This is a genomic window from Enterococcus sp. DIV0187, from assembly GCF_051713785.1.
Taxonomy (GTDB): Bacteria; Bacillota; Bacilli; order Lactobacillales; family Enterococcaceae; genus Enterococcus_A; species Enterococcus_A avium.
Map to the genome: position 1 here is coordinate 3,412,409 of NZ_JBIOQO010000001.1, position 20,904 is coordinate 3,433,312.

General features: G+C 37.9%; 22 protein-coding genes. 13 read left to right on the forward strand and 9 right to left on the reverse strand.

Translation table 11 applies throughout. The features are described 5' to 3' along the window. Positions 1 to 22: 22 nt before the first annotated feature. The 6 genes from IGI52_RS16720 to IGI52_RS16745 all read right to left on the reverse strand — a co-directional run bounded on the left by IGI52_RS16720 (position 23) and on the right by IGI52_RS16745 (position 5,181). Entirely contained in the window at positions 23 to 643 is a 621-nt protein-coding gene (locus tag IGI52_RS16720) for a hypothetical protein (RefSeq protein ID WP_438781768.1), read from the reverse strand. After that, positions 627 to 1,832 (reverse strand): ABC transporter permease, encoded by a 1,206-nt coding sequence (locus IGI52_RS16725; RefSeq protein WP_438781769.1) that lies wholly within the window; start codon positions 1,830 to 1,832, stop codon positions 627 to 629. The genes IGI52_RS16720 and IGI52_RS16725 overlap by 17 nt, the downstream gene beginning before the upstream one ends. Position 1,833: 1 nt before the next feature. Continuing rightward, complete coding sequence (locus IGI52_RS16730) at positions 1,834 to 2,715, reverse strand: ATP-binding cassette domain-containing protein (protein WP_438781770.1); 882 nt, start codon at positions 2,713 to 2,715, stop codon at positions 1,834 to 1,836. A gap of 87 nt (positions 2,716 to 2,802) precedes the next feature. After that, positions 2,803 to 3,948 carry a HAMP domain-containing sensor histidine kinase gene (locus IGI52_RS16735; protein WP_311935665.1) on the reverse strand — a complete coding sequence of 382 codons (1,146 nt, stop codon included), beginning with the start codon at positions 3,946 to 3,948 and terminating at the stop codon, positions 2,803 to 2,805. Next, complete coding sequence (locus IGI52_RS16740) at positions 3,936 to 4,607, reverse strand: response regulator transcription factor (RefSeq protein ID WP_438781771.1); 672 nt, start codon at positions 4,605 to 4,607, stop codon at positions 3,936 to 3,938. Before IGI52_RS16740 ends, IGI52_RS16735 begins: the two co-directional genes overlap by 13 nt. Before the next feature lie 238 nt (positions 4,608 to 4,845). Further along, positions 4,846 to 5,181, reverse strand: coding sequence for a hypothetical protein (locus IGI52_RS16745; RefSeq protein WP_227150682.1), 336 nt, complete (start codon positions 5,179 to 5,181; stop codon positions 4,846 to 4,848). Between the two features lie 882 nt (positions 5,182 to 6,063). On the opposite strand from IGI52_RS16745, the gene IGI52_RS16750 reads away from it, so the two are divergent. From IGI52_RS16750 to aspT, 3 genes are all read left to right on the forward strand, one after another. Then, positions 6,064 to 7,164 carry a hypothetical protein gene (locus IGI52_RS16750; RefSeq protein ID WP_438781772.1) on the forward strand — a complete coding sequence of 367 codons (1,101 nt, stop codon included), beginning with the start codon at positions 6,064 to 6,066 and terminating at the stop codon, positions 7,162 to 7,164. A gap of 254 nt (positions 7,165 to 7,418) precedes the next feature. Further along, the gene (locus IGI52_RS16755; RefSeq protein WP_438781773.1) at positions 7,419 to 9,005 is read left to right on the forward strand and encodes a bifunctional aspartate transaminase/aspartate 4-decarboxylase; all 1,587 of its coding nucleotides are present in this window, start codon (positions 7,419 to 7,421) and stop codon (positions 9,003 to 9,005) included. Between the two features lie 12 nt (positions 9,006 to 9,017). Further along, entirely contained in the window at positions 9,018 to 10,685 is a 1,668-nt protein-coding gene (gene aspT / locus IGI52_RS16760; protein ID WP_438781774.1) for an aspartate-alanine antiporter, read from the forward strand. 240 nt (positions 10,686 to 10,925) lie between these two features. On the opposite strand, the gene IGI52_RS16765 is transcribed toward aspT, so the two are convergent. The 3 genes from IGI52_RS16765 to amaP are packed head-to-tail and all read right to left on the reverse strand — an operon-like array spanning position 10,926 to position 12,256. Next, the gene (locus IGI52_RS16765; RefSeq protein ID WP_270785974.1) at positions 10,926 to 11,474 is read right to left on the reverse strand and encodes an Asp23/Gls24 family envelope stress response protein; all 549 of its coding nucleotides are present in this window, start codon (positions 11,472 to 11,474) and stop codon (positions 10,926 to 10,928) included. Between the two features lie 12 nt (positions 11,475 to 11,486). Continuing rightward, entirely contained in the window at positions 11,487 to 11,675 is a 189-nt protein-coding gene (locus IGI52_RS16770) for a DUF2273 domain-containing protein (protein ID WP_034876598.1), read from the reverse strand. An 11-nt stretch (positions 11,676 to 11,686) separates the two neighbouring features. Further along, the gene (amaP, locus tag IGI52_RS16775) at positions 11,687 to 12,256 is read right to left on the reverse strand and encodes an alkaline shock response membrane anchor protein AmaP (protein ID WP_016181067.1); all 570 of its coding nucleotides are present in this window, start codon (positions 12,254 to 12,256) and stop codon (positions 11,687 to 11,689) included. Positions 12,257 to 12,876: 620 nt separating this feature from the next. Between amaP and IGI52_RS16780 the strand changes: the two genes are divergently transcribed. The 10 genes from IGI52_RS16780 to IGI52_RS16825 all read left to right on the forward strand — a co-directional run bounded on the left by IGI52_RS16780 (position 12,877) and on the right by IGI52_RS16825 (position 20,891). Then, positions 12,877 to 13,749, forward strand: a complete 873-nt coding sequence (locus IGI52_RS16780; protein ID WP_438781776.1) for a glycosyltransferase family 8 protein — start codon at positions 12,877 to 12,879, stop codon at positions 13,747 to 13,749. Next, complete coding sequence (locus IGI52_RS16785; RefSeq protein WP_102872273.1) at positions 13,742 to 14,593, forward strand: glycosyltransferase family 8 protein; 852 nt, start codon at positions 13,742 to 13,744, stop codon at positions 14,591 to 14,593. Before IGI52_RS16780 ends, IGI52_RS16785 begins: the two co-directional genes overlap by 8 nt. A gap of 23 nt (positions 14,594 to 14,616) precedes the next feature. Further along, complete coding sequence (locus tag IGI52_RS16790) at positions 14,617 to 14,967, forward strand: iron-sulfur cluster biosynthesis family protein (protein ID WP_227150675.1); 351 nt, start codon at positions 14,617 to 14,619, stop codon at positions 14,965 to 14,967. A 192-nt stretch (positions 14,968 to 15,159) separates the two neighbouring features. Then, a complete protein-coding gene (locus tag IGI52_RS16795) occupies positions 15,160 to 15,405 on the forward strand; it encodes a GlsB/YeaQ/YmgE family stress response membrane protein (protein WP_016181062.1) in 246 nt (81 codons plus the stop codon). A 292-nt stretch (positions 15,406 to 15,697) separates the two neighbouring features. Next, complete coding sequence (locus tag IGI52_RS16800) at positions 15,698 to 16,300, forward strand: TetR/AcrR family transcriptional regulator (protein ID WP_270785975.1); 603 nt, start codon at positions 15,698 to 15,700, stop codon at positions 16,298 to 16,300. 76 nt (positions 16,301 to 16,376) lie between these two features. After that, a complete protein-coding gene (locus IGI52_RS16805; RefSeq protein ID WP_016181060.1) occupies positions 16,377 to 16,628 on the forward strand; it encodes a hypothetical protein in 252 nt (83 codons plus the stop codon). 294 nt (positions 16,629 to 16,922) lie between these two features. Beyond that, entirely contained in the window at positions 16,923 to 17,864 is a 942-nt protein-coding gene (gene trhO, locus IGI52_RS16810; protein ID WP_438781777.1) for an oxygen-dependent tRNA uridine(34) hydroxylase TrhO, read from the forward strand. Between the two features lie 103 nt (positions 17,865 to 17,967). Next, complete coding sequence (locus IGI52_RS16815) at positions 17,968 to 18,579, forward strand: hypothetical protein (protein ID WP_049221156.1); 612 nt, start codon at positions 17,968 to 17,970, stop codon at positions 18,577 to 18,579. Positions 18,580 to 18,746: 167 nt separating this feature from the next. Continuing rightward, positions 18,747 to 19,454: a winged helix-turn-helix domain-containing protein gene (locus tag IGI52_RS16820; protein WP_016181057.1), complete on the forward strand. Its 708-nt coding sequence runs from the start codon at positions 18,747 to 18,749 to the stop codon at positions 19,452 to 19,454. 264 nt (positions 19,455 to 19,718) lie between these two features. Beyond that, positions 19,719 to 20,891: a glycoside hydrolase family 3 N-terminal domain-containing protein gene (locus tag IGI52_RS16825; protein WP_438781779.1), complete on the forward strand. Its 1,173-nt coding sequence runs from the start codon at positions 19,719 to 19,721 to the stop codon at positions 20,889 to 20,891. Positions 20,892 to 20,904: the final 13 nt, after the last annotated feature.

A 20,904-nucleotide genomic window follows, 5' to 3' on the forward strand; every position in this document is an offset into this window, starting at 1 on the left:
TTTCTAGGATGGAACGACTTTATTATTTCTTTCTCTTCATTAGGATAAAGCTGATAGCTATTAACAGTAGTCCACTGAAAAGCAGTACGAGTTTAGAATGGACATCTTTTTCTCCTAAAGCAAAGAGATAAAACATCTTTAAATATTTTTCACCAGCGAACAGACTAGCCACGTAATAGCCCAAAGGCAGAATCAAACCTGTGACCGGTTGGTTGGTGAAGGCGAAACCAATCGCATATAGCCCACCCATAAACAGTGCATTTGCTAGGCCGCTAAAGAAAAAGAGATCAAGCTCGATCGTTGCGTTGCTCAATTCAAAAAGCAGTAAGCAGCCACAAGTCAGTAATAGTAAAGTAATAAGAATCTGAAGAAAACGTAAAAATAAGATGCCTACATAGGAAAAAAGTTTGGTTTTGATCAGCAATGTCGTTTCTTCCAAACTATCAGGTAAGTAAAGAGGGATAAACAGGATCAATCCGATCAAGGGAAAGAAGCGTTCATAGATCTCCGCACTTTGCAAAAATGGCGCATTTTCGACCCCAAAGAAGGTAGGAAAGAGCAGCGTTAACAGGAACGCCGTAAAGACTGCCGGATAAAAATGAAATCGCCAGAAAGCGATGGATACTTTAGCGAGAATTCCCATAGTGCATCCGTCCTTTCCGTTTCCGATCAAAGATCACACAGCTTAGCAAGAAACAAATCAAACCAAGAGCAAACCAAAGGACGCGGTTTATAACTAACTCAGAAAAAATCTGTTCAAAGACTTCGCGAGACCCTACTGTATTAAATCGCGGGATCAGATTGACCCCAACGCTGCCAACGATATTACGGCCGTTGCTCATAAGTGATAAGAGCCAAAAGCCTAATTGGAAGATGACGCTCACCAACCCATTAAATACAGTAGTGATCAGGAAGCTAATTCCGATAACCGCTACGATTGTTGGTAAGGACCAGCCGATAATGTATTGATAAAACAGCAGCAAATCTCCAACATGTTGATATTTTTGAGCGACATAGACGGATTGAATGGCCGGCAATAGACTGAACAGAATAACTGGCAATAGCACCAAGAGAACGGTCGCTAAAAAACGAGTGCCGTATAATTTAAAGCTAGAAATTCGTTTAGAGTGAATCACCAATTGGCTTTGAGCACGTTTATCCCGCAGAACGACGGTCGCCGCGATAAAGACTGGAACCAAAGCCAGCACCAATCCTAAATAATCACAGGTCATACGAGCAAAGGCGCCAGAGACTCGGTCTTTAGTCAATGTTGTTTGAAAGTTCTTCGTGGCTTCTTCATAGGTTAATTGTCTTTTTGTTTGATTCAAATAGACATTCTTAGAGAAATCCGACCCTTTACCAATCAGCTCTTCTACTTTTCGCATATCCTTTTCGAAGGTAGGATAGGTGTAGTCTTTAGCTAGTACAAATTTTTCTGCCAAAGCAAATTGATCGATTTGCGGATTTTCGATGGCCAGATTCGATTGGGCTTGATTTAATTCCGCGACTGACTTTCCAGTCGCTCGCTCTAGAATTTCTTTGATCGTTGCTTTATCGGATTTTGACGGTGTAACGGTTTTTAAGAAACCAAAAGGATAGGTGTTAAAGCCTTTACTGTTGTATTGCTGCAACAATGAAAAGATTGTTTGCTGTTGAATGGCGTGCTTATCGGTCGTTCGACCGATACCATAATCATTATTACCTGGCTCAGGCTGTTTCAACGAAATAAAATCCGAACCAAGTTGTGTAAAGAGAAATCCGCCGATAAATAGGACGACTAACCAATATGTCAAACTTTTCAAGGTTAATCCCAGTTCTTTTTTGAGTAACATGCTAATCCCCACCTTTCATTGATAAAAGGTAGAGATAAGCATCCTCTAATGTCGGACGCTCTTCAATCACCAGCGGATGGCGCATGATTGATGCAGCTGGATTGCCGATGAAGCGCAGGTGAGAGGTACTGCCATCTTGCTGCAGGCTAATAATTTGAACTTGTTTTTTGGCAGCATTCAACTCTGTTCGCGGAACCTGAACGCTAAAGATTTTTCCTTGGGCGTTCAACAGTAATTGTTCAATTGAATCTGAAAAGATGATTCGTCCCTGTTCCAAAATCGCGACATTTTCTGCAGCAGCTTCAATATCTCCAGCGATATGGGTCGATAGTAAAACGATTTTGTTTTCACTGACCTCCGCTAAGAGGTTTCTAAAGCGTAGTCGTTCTTCTGGGTCTAACCCCGCTGTCGGCTCATCCACCACCAGAATTTTCGGGTCGTTCAGCAAAGCCTGCGCAATTCCTAAACGACGTTTCATCCCGCCGGACATGGCTTTGACTTTGACATTTTTATGGATCGTCAGATTAACTTGTTCCAGCAAGGCGTTGATCCGTGTTTGGCGTGTTCGTTTATCTAACTCGGAAAGCACAGCTAAATAATCCAATGCCTGATAAGCAGTCATATTGCCGTACATCGAAAATTCCTGCGGAAGAAAGCCGATGATCGAACGAATTTTTTTCTGATCATGGATATCGATCCCGTTCATGCGGATCTCGCCCTCATTTGTCGGAAGCAGGGTAACGAGGGTTTTTAACAGAGTCGTTTTTCCGGCGCCGTTTCGTCCCAGCAGGCCGAACATCCCCGTTGAAATAGACAGGTTTATATCGTAGAGAACTTGGTTTTTGCCATAGTATTGATTCAAATGATTGATTTCGATTTGCATCGGTGATCCCTCCTCATTCTTCTGTTGCCTTGCTTAAAGGATACTCATCAAATCTCTATAAATTCTCTACAATTGTCGATTTTTCTATTAATCAAGCAAAAAAACAGCCGAAACGATCGCGCCACTATCAAGACTATTCGCAATTTTTAATTGTCCGCCATGTTTTTGAGCCAGCGCTTCGGCAATGGTCAAGCCCAGTCCAAAATGACTGTTTTTATTTTGTGAGTAATAGGGTTCTGTCGCTGTTAACAGTTCCTTTTTAGAAAAACCAGGGCCATCATCCTTAACATAAATAATGACTAACTGTTCCTGTAGCGCAATGGTGATGTCGATTGTTTGCTTAGCGAAACGATAAGCGTTATTTAGCAAGTTCTCCACTACTTCGTTAATCAGATCAAGATCGTATTTCGCAGTGATTTTTGGATAATCCTTCGTAATCAGCAGCTCTTTTTCCGGATAATGTTGATCAATCTCTCGAATATGCTCTTCAATTAGACTCAATGGTTGCATTTTTTTGTGCAGCGGACGATCTTCTAGCTTCTGTAATTGCTGCATCGTTTCAGAAAAGGAGCTTAGCCGGATAATACTGTTTTTGATTTTTGTCGCGGATTTATCAAAGGCTTCCGGACTCAGACAATCTTGTTCATAGTAGGCTTCTAGTAGCTCCAGATTATTTTGGATTGTTGCTAATGGTGTACGCAGATCATGGGAAAAGGCGGCGTTGACTTTTTTTTGATCACGATACATTTCTTTGAGTTTTTTCTCGTTTGTCTGCAATGTCAGTCGCAGATGCTCCAGCCCAAGAGAGGTTTTTTCAAACTCATCGTAGGTATTGTAGTAGACCGGCTGTTGATAATTTCCTTGTTCAATCTGCTGGATGCTCTTTTCTAAAATCGTAATCGGCTGCAAGATTCGTTTGCGGTAAAACATTTTCGTTGCAAAAAAAATCCCCAAAAAGCTATATACAAAAACCGCAGACTGTCGGACCATTTCCAACAGCTTAATCGTTGGTAATGAAGTGCTAGGCGGCGCCCAAGTCAAATAATTCCAAAAAAAAGTAGGTTCCTCTTCTGGCATAAGTATTAGCCGTTCCCAGCTAACACAGATGGAGACGGTGATAAGTGTTGCACAAACGATTCCTAAGATGCCAATTAAAAGGTAAAGGAGCAGACTTTGGTCAAGGCTGCTCCTTTTAGCAAACAGCCGAGCAATTACATCATCTAGCCAATCCATTTATAGCCGACCCCCCAAACGGTCTGAATATAGTCAGTCGCTGAGTATTCTGAGAGCTTCTTTCGTATCCGCCGAATATGCTCCGTAATGATTGCGGCATTACCTAGTTTATCCCAGTCCCAAAGATATTGATAGATTTCTTCTTTTGAAAAAGCTCTTCCGGGATGCTTAGACAACAGCTCAACGATTGAAAATTCGACTTTAGTTAAATAAATCTCTTGTTTGCGATAGAAAAGTACCTTTTGATCATAGTCAATTATCAACTCGTCAAAATATGTTATCTTTCGTGCGGATTGTTTGCGATTTTCTCGTCTAAGATGCGCCTCAATTCGCAATCCCAGCTCCTTTAAGCTGACGGGCTTAACTAAATAATCATCGCCGCCAATCGTCAACCCTTGTATTCGGCTTTCTTCATCTTCTTTCGCAGATAGAAAAACAATTGGACAAGTAATTTGTTCTCGGATGGCTGCACAGAGCTCAAAGCCGTCCATCTCTGGCATATTAACATCTAAAATAATGATGTCTGGTTGATACTGAAGCTGCTTTAGTCCTTCGTAGCCATTTTCAGCGGTGTAGACGAGATAATTCATCAGTTGAAAATAATCCCTGAAGGTTTCCAGCAGATCTCGTTCACCATCAATAATTAGTATTTTTTTCATGTCGAGCCTCCTGAATAAAAAAATGAATTTGTTTCGAAATTACATTAGGAATTCTGTTCTAATACCTAATCCAAAGTTCTTGCCCGCAATCTAATAAAAATTGAATACCTGAAAAAAGTAAAAATAACAGAATTAGAAGGGCTAAAACGAGGGTAATTAAAGAAATCAAGGTTCTATATCCAGCGTGAACCAAAAGGATTCTCCCTTTGGAGTCCTTCAAATATTTCAGCGGCCATGGTTATTTCATGTTAGGAAATCGTCGTGGATAATAGTAAGACTGCTTATGATTAAGACAAGACACGATCCCTTTTGGATTGGCAGGTGATTTGAAACGTCTAGATTTGAACAGCAGTCGAACGATCATGATCCTTTTATGAGCTAAAAGAAAGCTTTCCTCATACATTTTCTCTGTCGCCTTTGAATAAGGCACTAAGGAGATTGTTTCACCCAAAAGAAGCGTTTTTAGTATTTTAAAAAAGGCTAATGAAAAAAGGAACATCAAACCAAGTGCAATTGCAATAACAATCAGTGACAGCAGTAAGCCGATAATGGCATTGAAATTTGTTGAGTTCATACTTCCTCCTCAGTTCAAATGGCTAAAGATATCATGGAACGTTCAATAAATCTGATTGGCTTCATTTTTCAAATCATTATTAGGAGATTATTATTTTAGTAGAAGTGTTTTGGAATAAGATAACTTTAATATAACGGAAACAGGAAGAATTGGAAAGGTGGTACGGTATTCTTTAGTGATTTGATTGGTTTTAAAAACAGTTATGAGTGTCGGTTATCGGTTCTTAAAAAGTATGAAGTAGCATATTTCTATTATAGTAGTTGGTGTGAAGTCTGAAATCGGTTCATTAAATTACAGGAAGTTAAGTTCGGATGATCGGTAGGAGTAGGTGTATTTTACTTTAGCATTTGTTTCCGTCTTTTTAGTAACTATATGCTGAAGTTGAATGCCCATAGTTAAAAATGTAAAACAATAACCTCTTCCTGTGTTTTATCTCATTAATGAGACTTACAATGTATTGCTAAAAAGGTTAATACTGACATTTCTTATATCGATAAAATAACAAAATTATATATCAAATAGTGAACCGGATTAACCAAGAGGGTGTGAGAATTACTCTTTTACCCCTCATTCCTTAATTCAATTTGTACTTAATCAGGTATAAACCTTAAAGTTAGCACCGCAAATAAACCTCTGATTTCTTATAAACAGAAGCTCTATGCTTCCTACCTAAAAAAATCAAGATTGACTCAATTTTTTTAAGAAAATCCCTTCAGACCGCCTTCCATTCATTTCAATGATTAAAAATAAAAATATTGAATCGGATGTTTTTCAATAATCCATCAATTTTTAATGGTTTTTGACGTATATTAATTTCGAAGAGTTGTTTAGTGTTGCTATCAACTAAAAATATATATTTTAAAATAGTGAGGAGAGAGTGTCATGTCAGTAAAGGAAATAACTAGTCGTCAAATTTTTGGTATGAAAAGAGAGTCTGTTGAAAAAAGAATTGAAGAGTATTTCGAAGAAACCAGAAATGCTGCAACTGTGCTTCAATTTGTGTTTGCTCTATTATTACGCAATGCGTTGACGGTAACTGACTTCTCAGGGATGCTAACAACGATTGTTCAACAGATTCTTCTGTACTCACAACCTGATGACACACTGCGTGCGCTCGCTCCATTCTTCAAAAGTTATTTTTCTGGTGGGAATTGGAAACAAGTAATGATCCGCTTATTTGGCAATGAGAAAAACTATCATTCTTATGATACGGCAATCAGTCATTATAAAGAGTTTTTATTTGAAAAGACAACACCGATCGAGGAGCTGGAGGATCAGCAATATAAACTTACCTCGATCTTTTTAAAAGAAAATAAAAAGACACAAGCTTGGAGCCTGCGGGATGCCGATCCCTATCTATCGGAGGAGAAGGTTAAGGCAATCTTGGAGCTTTTAAGTCTGTTAACTGTTTTTGAAAAGGACGGGGTTCGTCTTTTTGTAGAGGTAGTTAGTTCAGATGTGATGAACTGTACCCGCCACTCACTGATTAAAAAAAGCAAAGCCCCCAAAAAAGGAGAAGAGTTTGAGGAGCTAGAAGTAGTCGAAGAAAAGAAGCTGCCTTTTAGATCAACATTAGCTGATCTTATTCAGTCTGCGACAAATGAAGAAACGATTGAAGAGTTAGAAGAAAAGCAGATTGCGTTGCCGGCAGGGATTAAATTGGAGAATCTGAACAGCGAGGAATTGCTGGAAATTGTCAAAGAACAATTACCAGAGGAGGCTACTTTGACGGATTTGCGACTTGTGTCAGAGGGGGAATCGGAGCAAGAAGAAATTCTGCCGTCTGATGACTCGAAGAATCTCACATCAAAACAAGCTGATCATTCACTGATGACTGCACTCATGTCGCCGCCTAAGGATGATCAGAAGCCAGTAACAGGATTATTAGATAAAAAGAAACCAGGAATAGAAGCAACCAAGAAGATGTTGAATGACTATCACTGCAGGCAAAAGAAAAGTAGAATGAGGAAAAGAAGAAAATAATCAAATGATTAGATGAAGTTGCCAATATAATCATCTATTGTTTTTGTTGTGGTCTAATTAAATGAAAAGAATCAATCCAGTAGAGTAGCCTGACAAATGCTGTGTCAGGCTATTTTGCATGCCTTTTTCTAATACTCCATTATGCGAATTCGACTATTACATGATTTCTTGAGCAACTTATTTTTCAATTAAGCGCTTAAATGCTAGTCTGTCAGCATCAAAAAGATTTTTATAATAACAAAGGGGGATTAACGATGAGTATAAGAGATGAAGAACAACAATTAGAGAAATTAGGTGCGTTTGAAATTAGCAACGAAATGTTGAAATTAGCTCAGCACAACAAAAAAAGTAATATTTTTCTCAATGCAGGCAGAGGAAATCCCAATTGGATTAATACAAAAGCACGTTTAGCATTTGCGCGAATCATTGAATTTGGTGCTAAAGAATCCAGTCGTACAATTTCGGAAGGCGATTTGGCAGGATATACTACACTTGAAGGAATTCGCGAGCGTTTGGAAACTTTCTTATCACCTAAAACAAGTGAAATTGATCAATTTTTGATCGATGCAGTGAATTACGCACACGATACGCTAAAAATTGATAAAGATGAATTTGTTAAAGAATTGGTAGATGGTGTGATTGGCAATAATTACCCAGTTCCCAGCAGAATTCTGAAACATAGCGAACGCGTAATCAACGCTTATTTAGAATCTACTTTGTATCGTGGTGAAAAACTAGCTGAACAAACTGATTTATTCCCAACAGAGGGTGGAACTGCGGCAATCGTTTATATTTTTAATTCACTAAAGGAGAATAAATTAATCAAGCAAGGAGATAAAATAGCGATCAATACACCGATATTCACGCCTTATTTACAAATTCCTGAATTGAATGATTACGAAATGGTCGAAGTCGATCTACGTTCTGATGAAGAACATAACTGGGAAATTCAAGCTAGTGAACTCGACAAGCTAAAGGACCCAGAAATTAAGGCTTTCTTTGCGGTAAATCCATCAAATCCTGGAGCAATGGCCTTCGATGATACGGCGTTAGAAGAAATCAAAAAAGTTGTAGCCGAAAAACCGGAACTGATTATTATTACCGATGATGTTTATGGGACATTTGTCGATGAGTTCAAGACGATTTATAGTGTGGTTCCATACAATACACTATTAGTATACTCGTATTCGAAGCTTTTTGGAGCAACGGGCTGGCGTTTAGGGGTGGTCGCTGTGAACAAGGAAAATGTTTTTGATCACTTAATCAGCAATCTTTCACAAGAAAAGAAAGCTGAGCTGACGACACGCTATTCAATCAATGTGCTGGAACCAGAAAAGATGAAGTTTATTGACCGAATGGTAGCAGATAGTCGGTCAGTTGGACTTTACCACACATCTGGATTGTCGACTCCACAACAAATTATGGAGGTTCTTTTCTCGTTGACTCATTTACTTTCACAAGAAAAAGATGTATATATTGAGACCTCTAAGGCCATTGTTAATCGTCGTTATGAAGATTTGTTTAAAGGATTGAATATTGAGGGAAATGCCAGCAAAGAAAACAGCAAGTATTATTCTTTGATCAATATTTATCAGTTGGCAGAAAAAATCTATGGTTCAGAATTTAAAAAATATCTGATGGAACAGTTTGAACAAGTCGATTTTCTCTATAATTTATCGCAAAAAAATGGTGTGGTTTTGATGGACGGTGTGGGCTTCGGTTCTCAGCCGGGAGAACTACGCGTCTCTGAGGCCAATCTTCCTGATGAAGACTATGAAATTATCGCGAAACAAATTCTTGAATTAATTGATGAATACCAACAAAGTTTCTTACAGCAGTAAGGAGGAAGACCGATGTGGAAGGAATTTAGCAGTTTTTTAATAGCGAATCCGATCATCAGCATCTTTCTGGCACTTGCTGGGGGCTATTTTATCGGCAAATTTAAAATTAAATCTTTTAGCTTAGGTTCGACTGTTGGTGTCTTGTTGGTGGGGTTGTTGGTCGGGCAATTAGGTATATTTACGATCGCACCGATTCTTAAAAGTGTCTTTTTTGATCTCTTTATTTTTGTTGTTGGTTATGAAGTTGGACCAGCCTTCATCCAAAGCTTGAAAAGTTCTGGATTGAAGCTAGTCGTTCAGTCGGTCTTTTTTTCAGTAGTGGGATTTGGAGTTGCAATAATACTCTTCAAACTATTTAAACTTAACGCCGGAGAAGCAGCTGGCATTATCGCTGGGTCCTTGACTCAATCAGCAACGATCGGTACAGCAACTTCTGCCATCAACGGACTAAATATCTCTGCAGCTGCCAAAGCTACTATGACTTCTAATGTTGCGATTGCCTATGCGGTGACATATGTATTTGGAACGATGGGGGTAACGATCTTTTTAAAGAATATCGCCCCTGTACTTTTACAAGTTAATTTGAAGGATGAAACGAAAAAAATGGTTGAGTCCTTGGACATCGGCTCAGATGATCGCAATGTTTCGCCCTTATTAAGCAATATGTCCACAAGATCTTTTCAAATCTTGCAGACACCAAAAGAAAATTTGACGATTAGTAGGTTCGAAAAAGATTTTCATAACAAGGTCATTGTTCAGCAAGTATTCAGTAAACATAAACCCCAGACTTTTGACAGTCACACAGTTTTGAAGAAAGGTCAGGTATTGACAGTTCTTGGAGAAAGTGAAGATTTATGGAAAGTTATGCAAGCGGAGGTTTACTATAAAGAAGTCTTTGATGATGCTTATCGAAAAATACCGTTGCGAACCGTTGAGCTGATGCTGACAAACGTGTTCAGCCATCATGCATTATCGACATTGATTGATGAGAATATCGTCGTAATCGATGCCACCCGCGACGGGAAACAAATCGAGGATCTTTCTACTTTGACGCCTGGGGATCGCTTGACGATTGCGGGACCTGATCGTTCTGTCAAAAAAGTCCTGCCTACTTTAGGCTATGCTGTGGATAATAGTTCTGAAACAGATGTTACCTTTATGTCGATTGGGATTGTTTTAGGTATCTTGATCGGAACTTTAGTATTGACGATTGGCGGCATTCCTTTGACTCTAGGTGCTGGTGGCGGAGCGTTATTTAGCGGTATCTTCTTTGGCTGGTACCAAAATAAAAAGGCTTATCTTGGCAATATTCCTAGTGCTACACGTTGGTTCTTAAAAAGTGTCGGATTGAATCTTTTTATTGCGGCTGTCGGGTTGGAAGCTGGAAGCCAATTCGTTAAAGCATTAGGGTCAATGGGGATTCAAGTCCTATTGATTGGCGCGGTAATTTCCATTTTACCGCATGTGATTACATTGTTTTTCAGTAAATATGTACTCAAGTTGAATGCAATTGATAACATTGGGTCATTGACAGGAGCTGGAACAATCAATGCGGCCTTAAACGCGGTCAGCGAAGAAACACAGAGCAGCGTCTTCTCAATTAGTTTTACTCCCGCTTATGCGATTGGAAATGTACTGCTTACAATAATGGGACCATTAGTTGTTGCTTTATTAGGATGATAGATGGAAATCAGAATAATGGATAGTCATGACGAAAAGCGGCGTTTGGTTGTTTAACGGTGTTCAACTGCCTTTCACCGTATTGGTGCTACACAAGATTTTTACGAATGACCTTGACGTAATTAAATAGACGATCCCATGAGCGAAGGTCTGCATAAAAAAATAAAAACCGTGAAGTTACCACCTACCTAGGTTCAAGGGTTACTTACACGGTTTTTATGCTGCTCTCTTTTAAAAAAATTAGTGAACACGGGGTTCTGAGTTTAATTGATCACTTGTTTTGGCTTTTTGATTGCTTAATGCATTTTTTGCTCGATCGGTTTGTTTAGCAGCGAATTTTCCAGTTGTTTGAGCAGCGCTGCTGACCTTATCTTGAACGGTTTCGCTATCTTCTTCATATTCTTCTCGAGTTTTAATATCCACAACATTTACGTTGACTTCAATGACCACCAAATGAGTCATCCTTTCAACCTCTTTAGAAATTAATTCTGTCATTTGATCAAAGACCTTTTCTACATCTTTACCATATTCTACAACGATATCCATATCGACAGCTACTTGCTTCTTCCCAACTTCAGTTGAAATACCAGCGGTCATGTCATCTGTATTTACCAGCTTCTCTTTCATATTTGAGAAAAAGCCGCCGTCTACTGTTAATAGCCCATCAATATTTTCTAAGGCAATTCCGATAATTTTTTGAATCACTTTGTCTTCATAAGTGAGGTCACCCTTCACGTTTTGGTTGTTCACATTTGTGTCTGCACCACTTTTAGTTGTTGTGTTTTCCATTGTCTATTCCTCCTATTTCTTTAGATGGTCATCTAAGAGATGATTGTTCTTCACATAGATGCCGATCGCTCCTCCGATGATCGTAATAAGAATCAATAGAATTGTTTTGAAGAAGCCGACTGTAAAGAACAATACAGCCAAAATAAAACCTAAGATGCCGCCAATCAGAGGCAATCTATCTCTAGTTAAAAAATCTTTCATCATATTTCCTCCTAACCCACTCGTGATTCTACAACGCCTGTTTTAGACGAATCAGAATCAAAAGAATAAAATTTTACGTTGATCGAGAACTTCTCTTTAGATCCCAATAATTGGTGTATTTGTTTTTCCATTCCTTTGGCCCAATTATCAGTTCTATCAATTAATGCCGATGTTTTTTTCAATTGTCCTCGCACATTGACTTTAAGCTTATTTTTTGTCGCAATCACATTGACTTTTGGTGTATCCATGAAGTTTTCCTGTTTTAAACTTGTTCGAACATACCCTTCAATTGCGCGCTTATCTAAAGCCAAAGCTCCTCGTTGTTCTTTCAAAATGAATGTTGACACACGTTTTGGATAAAGCAAAATAATCAACATAATGACTACTGTTAAGATTGCTAGGACAACCGCAGCCCAGAATAAGTAGCTTTGAATATACTCATTTGTTAATACAAGACGTTGCAGAGAAGTAAGATCTAAAGATTTTGATGCGACAAAATAGTAAATCGCGATGATTGGTAAGAAGATGGAAAGCAGAATCAATAAGATAATGATTAAGATGGCTTTCAGGCCTTTATTCATAACAAAACTTCCTTTCTAATTTGTTTACTCTAAAAGCATAAGATGCTAGTTACTCTTTGTAAAAAAGCCTGCTCGTCTATTTATTAATAAGAATAATAAGGAGTGGAACAGAGGTATAGTCTTTGAGCAAGGGTTCGGTTGTTTTTGAGAGAGCTTCAAATTTTTCTTAGAAAAGGAAAAATTATAAAGAGCGCTATGTTTGACTGAATATAATAATTAATTGTATATAGATTTGATTTATTAATGCAAAATGTTTTCGAATAATGTTTTGCTCGCCATAAAAATCAAAAAAAGATATAAAAGTGAAAAAAACATTTTTCTTCCAATTTCGTGTAACGTTTTAGTCACTATTTTAAGAGTGAAAAGCATCTATTATGTTCATAATTTAATCTGTCTATTTTCTTGATTTAATGCTATTTACAGTTGTTTTTATCAATTTTAAAAACAGCTGTTTTTTATATAACCATGGTCCATTATTATGTCATTTTTTTGGTGTTTTTTGTTTATTTTTTTAACGATATTGAATAATTGCTGAGCGTATTTTTTGAAATTGTTGATTTTCCGTATTAGGATGGTCTCAACGAAAATTAATTAAAAATAATAAAAAGGAGAGAATTTTAATGACAAAGCTTTTAACAATGTGTAACGAAATGGATATTCCAATTGTTACAGCCTCTGATGAGAATTATGTTCCCTGTTTGAAAGTAATGATCCGTTCAGTAATGGATAATATTTCTAAGGATAGGAGGGGAATCTTCTTTGTAATTGATGATAATCTTTCCTCTCAAAGCAAAGATGAGCTGGAGGCTTTAATAGATGCATATTCAGGTAAGGCAGCAATCGAATTTTTAACCGTCAATAGAGGGCTTTATGAAGAGTTTATGATTAGTGATCATATTAATACAACTGCCTATTTACGCATTTCATTGCCAGAATTATTAGAAAATTCTCCTTATAATAAAGTGCTTTATTTAGACTCAGATACATTTGTTTTGACTGATGTGGCTGAATTATACGACCAAAATTTGGGCGATCATATCATTGGTGCCGTGATTGATCCCGGTCAAGCAAAAGCTCTTGCTAGACTAGAAGTTGATTCACATGACTACTATTTTAATTCAGGTGTGATGCTGGTCGATTTGGATCAATGGAGAAAGAATAATGTAACTGAAAAAACCATTCAATTCCTTGAGGAGAAAGAACAGCTCATTGTGTTCCACGATCAAGACGCGTTGAATGCTATTTTGCATGATAACTGGAAACAATTGCATCCTAAATGGAACATGCAAACCTCATTGATGTTTGATGTCCATCCGGCTCCAACGAAGTATTATGATCATTTGTATCAATCGGGGAGAAACAAACCGGCAATTGTACATTTTACAGGGCATGATAAACCATGGAATACGTTAGAGAATCATCCTTATCAAGAGCAATATATGCAAATCTTTACTGAAGATAAATCTTATGAAGTAGGTGTTAGCAATGAATAATCAGGAAGAGAAAAAGATGCATTTAGTTGCCAGCTGCAACACACAATTTGTTCCCCATCTAGCTGCTTTATGGGTATCTATTTTAGATAATTGTGAGGATCGGGAATATACGTTTGATTTTTATATCGTTGACGATTCAATCGAAGATGATTGTAAAGAAACGCTGCGTGAAACCTTAGAGAATTTCGAAAACTTTGGGTCTTTGACGTTCTTAACGATTGACAAAGCAATTTTCAAAAATGTCGTAACTAGCGATCGCATTCCGGCGACTGCCTACTTCAGAATTGAAATTCCAGAACTATTCCGAGACAAGAATGTTGAGAAAGTATTATATATGGATTGTGATATGATCGCTCTTACGGACATTACTAAACTATGGGAAACAGACCTGCAGGATCATATTCTAGCTGCCGTAGAAGACGCAGGATTTCACCAGCGATTAGAGAAGATGGGGATTAAAACAAAATCAAATCGCTACTTCAATTCTGGTTTGATGCTGATTAACGTAAAAAAATGGCTGGAGGAAAATGTTACCGAGAGAGTCTTTCAATTTATTGAAGAAAATCCTGAGAAATTACGTTTCCATGATCAGGATGCATTGAATGCGATCTTGCACGATTGCTGGGTTCCGCTGCATTCAAGATGGAATGCCCAAAGCTATATTTTGAAACGTGAAATCGTAAATCCTCGGAAAAAAGGCGAGGAAGAATACGAGGAGACACGACAACAGCCAGCGATTATTCATTTTACTGGACACATCAAGCCGTGGAACAAAAAGAAGAAGAATGTCACAGCTGGAAAGCTTTATATTAAATATTCACGAATGACAGAATTTGAAAAATAAGAAATTTATCGAGGAGGATACCTATGGAAATGCTAGTAAGTACTGAAGCAAAGGATGTTTTATGCCGTCAGCTGGGGGAGAATCATGCGTTTATATTGGCCTCCAGAACAGAAGAAAATCAAGAATTAAGAGATAAAGGCTGCTGCGCAAAGGGCAGCTATTTCCAAATCGTTCCTATTTATGGAAAAAGCCAGCAATACAATCAATCGATAGAAAACGAGGAATTTCAAGTCTTTATTTCTACTGAGGATCAAGCTAACTTAGGCACAGAGATTGAATTGGATTACTGCAATGAATTGAACAGCTTCATTTTAGAAAATTCAGATGGAGTATTGGATTACAATATGAAACTAAAGAATTATTTCTTTAGTTAAAAGACTTAAAATATTAGTTGTTTTAGGAGGTGCAAAAATGGCTAAATTAGCAAAAAAAGTAGTTATTCCAACGCTGCTGTTTTTGATTCCTATTATCTTAAAGAAGAAACAAACGAAAACAAATTAAAATACAACAGTAAGAAAAACTTTTGATAAAACAAGAGAGAATATAGAAGTGAGGAGAAATTTATTATGGGTTTATTATGGTCATTAATTATTGGCGCAGTGATTGGTGCAATCGCTGGAGCGATTACAGGTAGAGGAAATAGTATGGGCTGGATTGCTAATATCGTTGCAGGTTTAGTTGGTTCAGCACTAGGTCAAGCGTTACTTGGTTCTTGGGGACCATCGTTGGCGGGCATGGCCTTAGTACCATCAATTATTGGTGCTGTGATTTTAGTACTGATTGTTTCGTTTTTCTTAGGACGACGCAAATAGACGTTTTTTAGGCAGGATCAGATTATAGATAAATCAGGTTTCACTTTCAGAGGATGAGAGGGGAACCTGATTTTTTCTGTTTTCCAGAAATCTAAAGTAGTAAATTAAGACAGACTTATCCATTTAGTAAGGATAAATAAAGATGCATGATCCAGCTTTTGATTTCAGACCAGGTGTTTATCATTAAAAGATATGTAGGCAGAAGTGTAGATTGACAGGATCAAGGGATCATGCTATTCTTTTTGCGAATATAATTATATAAATATTCGTATAGTTAGAAAGGAATTCGATCATGCCTAATAAACCAGTATTAAGTCCAGAGGATAAATTAGTAATCAAACAGAAGCTGCTTCAACTGTGTGAGGATTTTTGGATTGCTCAGGGCTATAAAAAGACGAGCATTAAAGCCCTTTGTACTGAGGCAAAGATTTCTATTGGTACGTTTTATGTGTTGTTTGCTACAAAAGAACAGCTATTTTTAGAAACAGCGCAAACAATCCAGTCACGTTTGACGGAACGATTTAAGGAGACTGTCCTCCAGACACCTAATCGTATGGGATTATCAAAGGCATTAAAAAAACTAGCACGTGAGTTTGATCATAACCCATTTCTTTATGATGTAAACTCAGTTGATTTTCGTGCGTTTGTTACAAAGTTATCAACGGAGGAAATAGAAACAATCAAATTTGAAAGTATGTCTTTTTTCAAAGAGGTTTGCCAGATTGTTAATTTGCAACCTGTTATTGATGATGCGACTGCTTTTGGTGTACTGAGTACCTTGCTGTCTTCTATCGCTACGAAAAAAACTATCGAACCAGTTTGCGACTTTTTTACTGTTTTTGATTTTATGACGGATAAATTGATTGGAGAATTATTTGTAGAGGCTTCAGGTTAGAAAGGCTTTAGAAAGTTGTTTTGGATTGTTTATGTCAACAATGGCTGTCGTTGCAGTAAAAAGGAGGAGCAGAAAGATGATAAATAAATCAGCAGATTTTTTTGAAGCGTTTGGTGAAAGATTAGGTGTGAGTGTAAAGCTTCCTCGACCAGACAGAAAAACAAAAGAATCGATTGCTCGTACAAATAAAATTTTAGGAAGCTATTTCCTATTATCAGGGGTAGTGTTTAAGAAAAAAAGTTTTGTAGTATTAGGGATTGGGTGTCTTGCTAATGCAGCTATTTTAAGTACTGATAAATCAATAGAAACAACGAGTGATAAGGTTTGATTAGCAGCGTTAGGACACGTTGATTTATCGGAACTTAGAATAATCTCCATTGTATTTTAGGAAGGTTTAGAAAGAAAAAGATAAAATAGCTCCTGCAATCGCAAGCAATTTTTTCTCGAGAGATGGTTATAGCACAGATTGGTGGTACATTTGATCTTGTTTTCAACAAGTGTCGAATGCACCACTAATTTTTTATTACACCCAAACTTGAGAAAGAATCCACAAGCATCAAGCTCGAAAAAACAGGGTCTATCTCCTATAGTAGTAAAGGATAAAGAAACAGGAGGAATCATCATGGATTATCGCGTATTACTTTACTATAACTACACAACAATCGAAGACCCCGAAGCGTTTGCTAAAGAGCATTTGGCTTTTTGTCGTGATTTAGATATTAAGGGCCGGATTTTAGTGGCACCAGAGGGGATCAATGGCACTCTTTCAGGAACGAAGGAAGCTACGGATCGCTATATGGATGTTATGCTGGCAGATGAACGCTTCAAAGATACTTATTTCAAGATGGATGAAAGTGAGGGGCATGCGTTTAAGAAATTATTTGTCCGTCCTCGAAAGGAATTAGTAGCGTTGCATTTGGAAGAAGACATTGATCCGCGGCAATTGACTGGAAATTATTTAGAGCCTCAAGCATTTCGTGAGGCTCTATTAGACGAAGACACGGTGGTCATTGATGCTCGAAATGATTATGAATATGACCTGGGGCACTTTCGCGGGGCGATTCGTCCAGAGATTCATAACTTTCGTGAGCTCCCTGCGTGGATTCGCGAGAATAAGGAACAGTTCATGGACAAAAAAATCGTTACTTATTGTACTGGCGGCATTCGTTGTGAGAAATTCTCTGGCTGGTTAATCCGTGAAGGCTTTGAAGATGTGGCGCAGCTTCACGGTGGGATTGCGGCTTATGGTAAAAACGAAACTACCAGAGGCGAGTTATGGGATGGGAAAATGTACGTCTTTGATGAACGGATCAGTGTGGAAATTAACCAAGTCGACAAACAGGTGATCGGCAAAGAATGGTTTGACGGTACTCCTTGCGAACGATATATCAATTGCAGCAATCCAGAGTGTAATCGGCAAATACTTGTTTCTGAAGAAAATGAAGGAAAATATTTAGGGGCTTGTTCGATTGCCTGCGCCAAACATCCTAATAATCGATATTTGAAAAAACATCATATGACGCTAAAGCAACGGGATGAACGTTTAGCACGAATTGATCAATAATGAAATTTTTCATAAAATTCTCACTCCAACTGTCTTGACACCTGAGTGGTTTTGGACTAAACTGAAACTCAATTAAGTGTCTTGACATATCAAGGAGGAAAAAATGAAAAATCATTCTATTAGAAATTTGACGATTTCAGCGTTACTGATCGGACTTGGGATCTTGATTCCGATGGTTATGCCGAAAATTGTGATTGGACCAGCGTCATTTACGTTAGCCAGTCACGTTCCCGTGTTTATTGCGATGTTCTTCTCACCGCTAGTGGCGATCGCGGTTGTTTTAGGAACTACATTCGGCTTTTTCATTTCTACTACGCCGATTATTGCTTTACGAGCCTTTTCACATTTGATTTTTGCGCTGCTTGGTGCTTATTATCTACAAAAACATCCTGAGCTTGTGCTAAAAAATGGAAAATTCACATTAGCAAATGGGCGTTTTCAAGTATTTAACCTAGTAATCGGTCTGATCCACGCGATTGCTGAAATGATTGTCGTCTCAGCCTTTTACTTTATGGGAAATATGCCGGACACCTTCTATTCTCAAGGATATATCTATACCGTCTTTATTCTGATGGGCGTTGGTGGTTTAGTTCATAGCTTAGTTGATTTCAACATTGCTTACTTCGTGGCAGGTGCGTTGTATAAACAATTCAACTTACCAATTTTTGAGAAAGCTGTGAAACATACAAAAGAATTAAATAAGGTAACTGCTTAACCGTGATAATAAATCACGGTTTTTCTTTATTAAGGCTTCAAAAAAACGATATAATTTATAATGTTCAATATTTTGTTTATTATCCTCTAAAAAAAGAACTTTTATTTACTTAAATTTAAGTTATATTCTATTCATGAGTATTATGAGTAGAAAATGAGGGTATGAGAATGGTTCGAATCTTAGTTTTAACAAAAAATGTATTAGCAGAAGAAGCTTTAACAAATAAATTGCAGCATTTAAATTATGAAGTATTTTGTTCCACCAGTATTCTCAATGAGATTCAGATGGAAGGACGCGTTTCGAATTTAGTCAATCATTTTCCGATTATCATCATTGGTGAGACCATTTCAAGCTACGAGATGGAATTGATGTTACCGAAACTACGGGAAAATGGTCAAAACATACTGAGAGAAGTTGATCATTCCCTCAGTGAGAAGGAACGTTCATTGTTAGAAGTACAAGGAATAAATGGGATCGTACAAAATAGTGATTCGGTAGAGCTGTTGAGAGAACAATTAGCCGAAGTTGCTACACAATATCAGAATAAATCCTTTGAACCTGTGGTAACGGAAAAGCGTCAGGAAGTAGTCGAAGAAGATCTAGATCTTTCAGCGATGACGCTAGTTAATTTATCGTCATTAGAGCTGCAGCTTTTAGAAAAATTACGGAGTAACCCAGGGGAGATCATCTCGCGCGATGAGTTGTGTAAGAGCTTGTGGGGACATATTTCCCAATCGCGTTTAGCCCAGCTTTCTTCTTTAGTAAAGAATATCAAGCTGAAGCTGGAAATTATGGAGGTTGATCACGAGATTATTCAAACGATTTGGGGCAAAGGCTATCGTTTTCGTAAAAGTGCTGCAATTTCATACAAGTAAAGCAATGCTGAGAAAAGAAGATATCTTCTTTTCTCAGCATTTTTTATAGAAAAATTTGAAATGACGCTTTCTTTTCGCAAGCTGTGCTAGAATAATATCGTAAATATTAAAAAATATCCGTTCTGATATTTATAATCCGCCTTTTTATAAATGTGAAAAAATAATAGAATATTTACAATAAGCATACAGAGTTAAACGGAAGGCATATATTAGTGAAGACAATCTAATTTATTAGATCACCCTTCACATAAGGAGTGTATCCAAGTGAAAAAAAGCGTTGTACTGAGTTTGATGATCCTATCAGCGGTCCTGAGTTTGACTGCGTGTGGAAATTCTAAGAAAGACTCTTCAATAACTAGTGAATCAACAAAATCAAGTGAGTCCGTAAAGCAAACAAAGCAGACGTCTGAATCCCAGAAAAAGGAGTCGACAATGAAAGAAACAGTTGATAAAACAATGAATGCCATGACCTTGGAAGAAAAAGTCGGACAATTATTTATGGCTCGTGTACCAGAGCAAAATCAGGTAGCCGATATCCAAAATTATCATTTAGGCGGTTATTTGCTTTTTGACCGTGACATGGAAGGGAAAGGGCAAGCAGAAGTGAAGCAGGCGATCACAAGTTATCAAGAGGCCAGCAAAATGCCAATGTTTATTGGGTCCGATGAAGAAGGCGGTACGGTGAGTCGTTTGAGCAGAAATCAAATCGTTTCGCCGCCTTTTCAAAGTCCTCAAGCGCTGTATCAAAAAAATGGCTGGGATGGAATCAAACAAGATATTGATCGTAAAGCACAGGTCTTTGGTGAATTAGGAATTCAACTAGGGATGTTTCCAGATGCGGATGTCTCAACAGATCCGCAATCCTTTATCTATGATCGGACGATTGGGATGGATGCAACTGGTACCAGTCACTATGTCAAATTAAGCGTAGAAGAAATGAAAAAGCAAAAGCTGGGTTCAACTATCAAACATTTTCCCGGTTATGGGAATAATCGCGATTCCCATGTGGAAATTGTAACCGATAATCGTTCGCTGGTTGAACTGCGTAGAAATGATTTTCTCCCATTTGAAGCAGGAATCGAGGCAGGTGTTGATAGTATTATGGTCTCCCACAATATCGTTTCTGCAATTGACGGTCAGCGGCCAGCTTCAATTTCAAAACCAGTGCATGACTTGATTCGCAATGAATTAGGCTTCAAGGGTGTGATCATGACAGACGATATGGATATGGCTGGGCTTGCTGATTTTATCTCTCAAGAAGAAGCCGGATTGCAGGCTTTGCAGGCGGGAAATGATATGATTTTATCCTCAAGCTACAGCAGCCAGATTCCTTATATCCTGGAGGCGATCAAAAATGGTCAATATAGTGAAGAGCAGCTCAATCAATCGGTGGAACGGCTGTTGACATGGAAAGTTGAATTAGGTTTAATCAAGTAAAATAGAAAAAGGA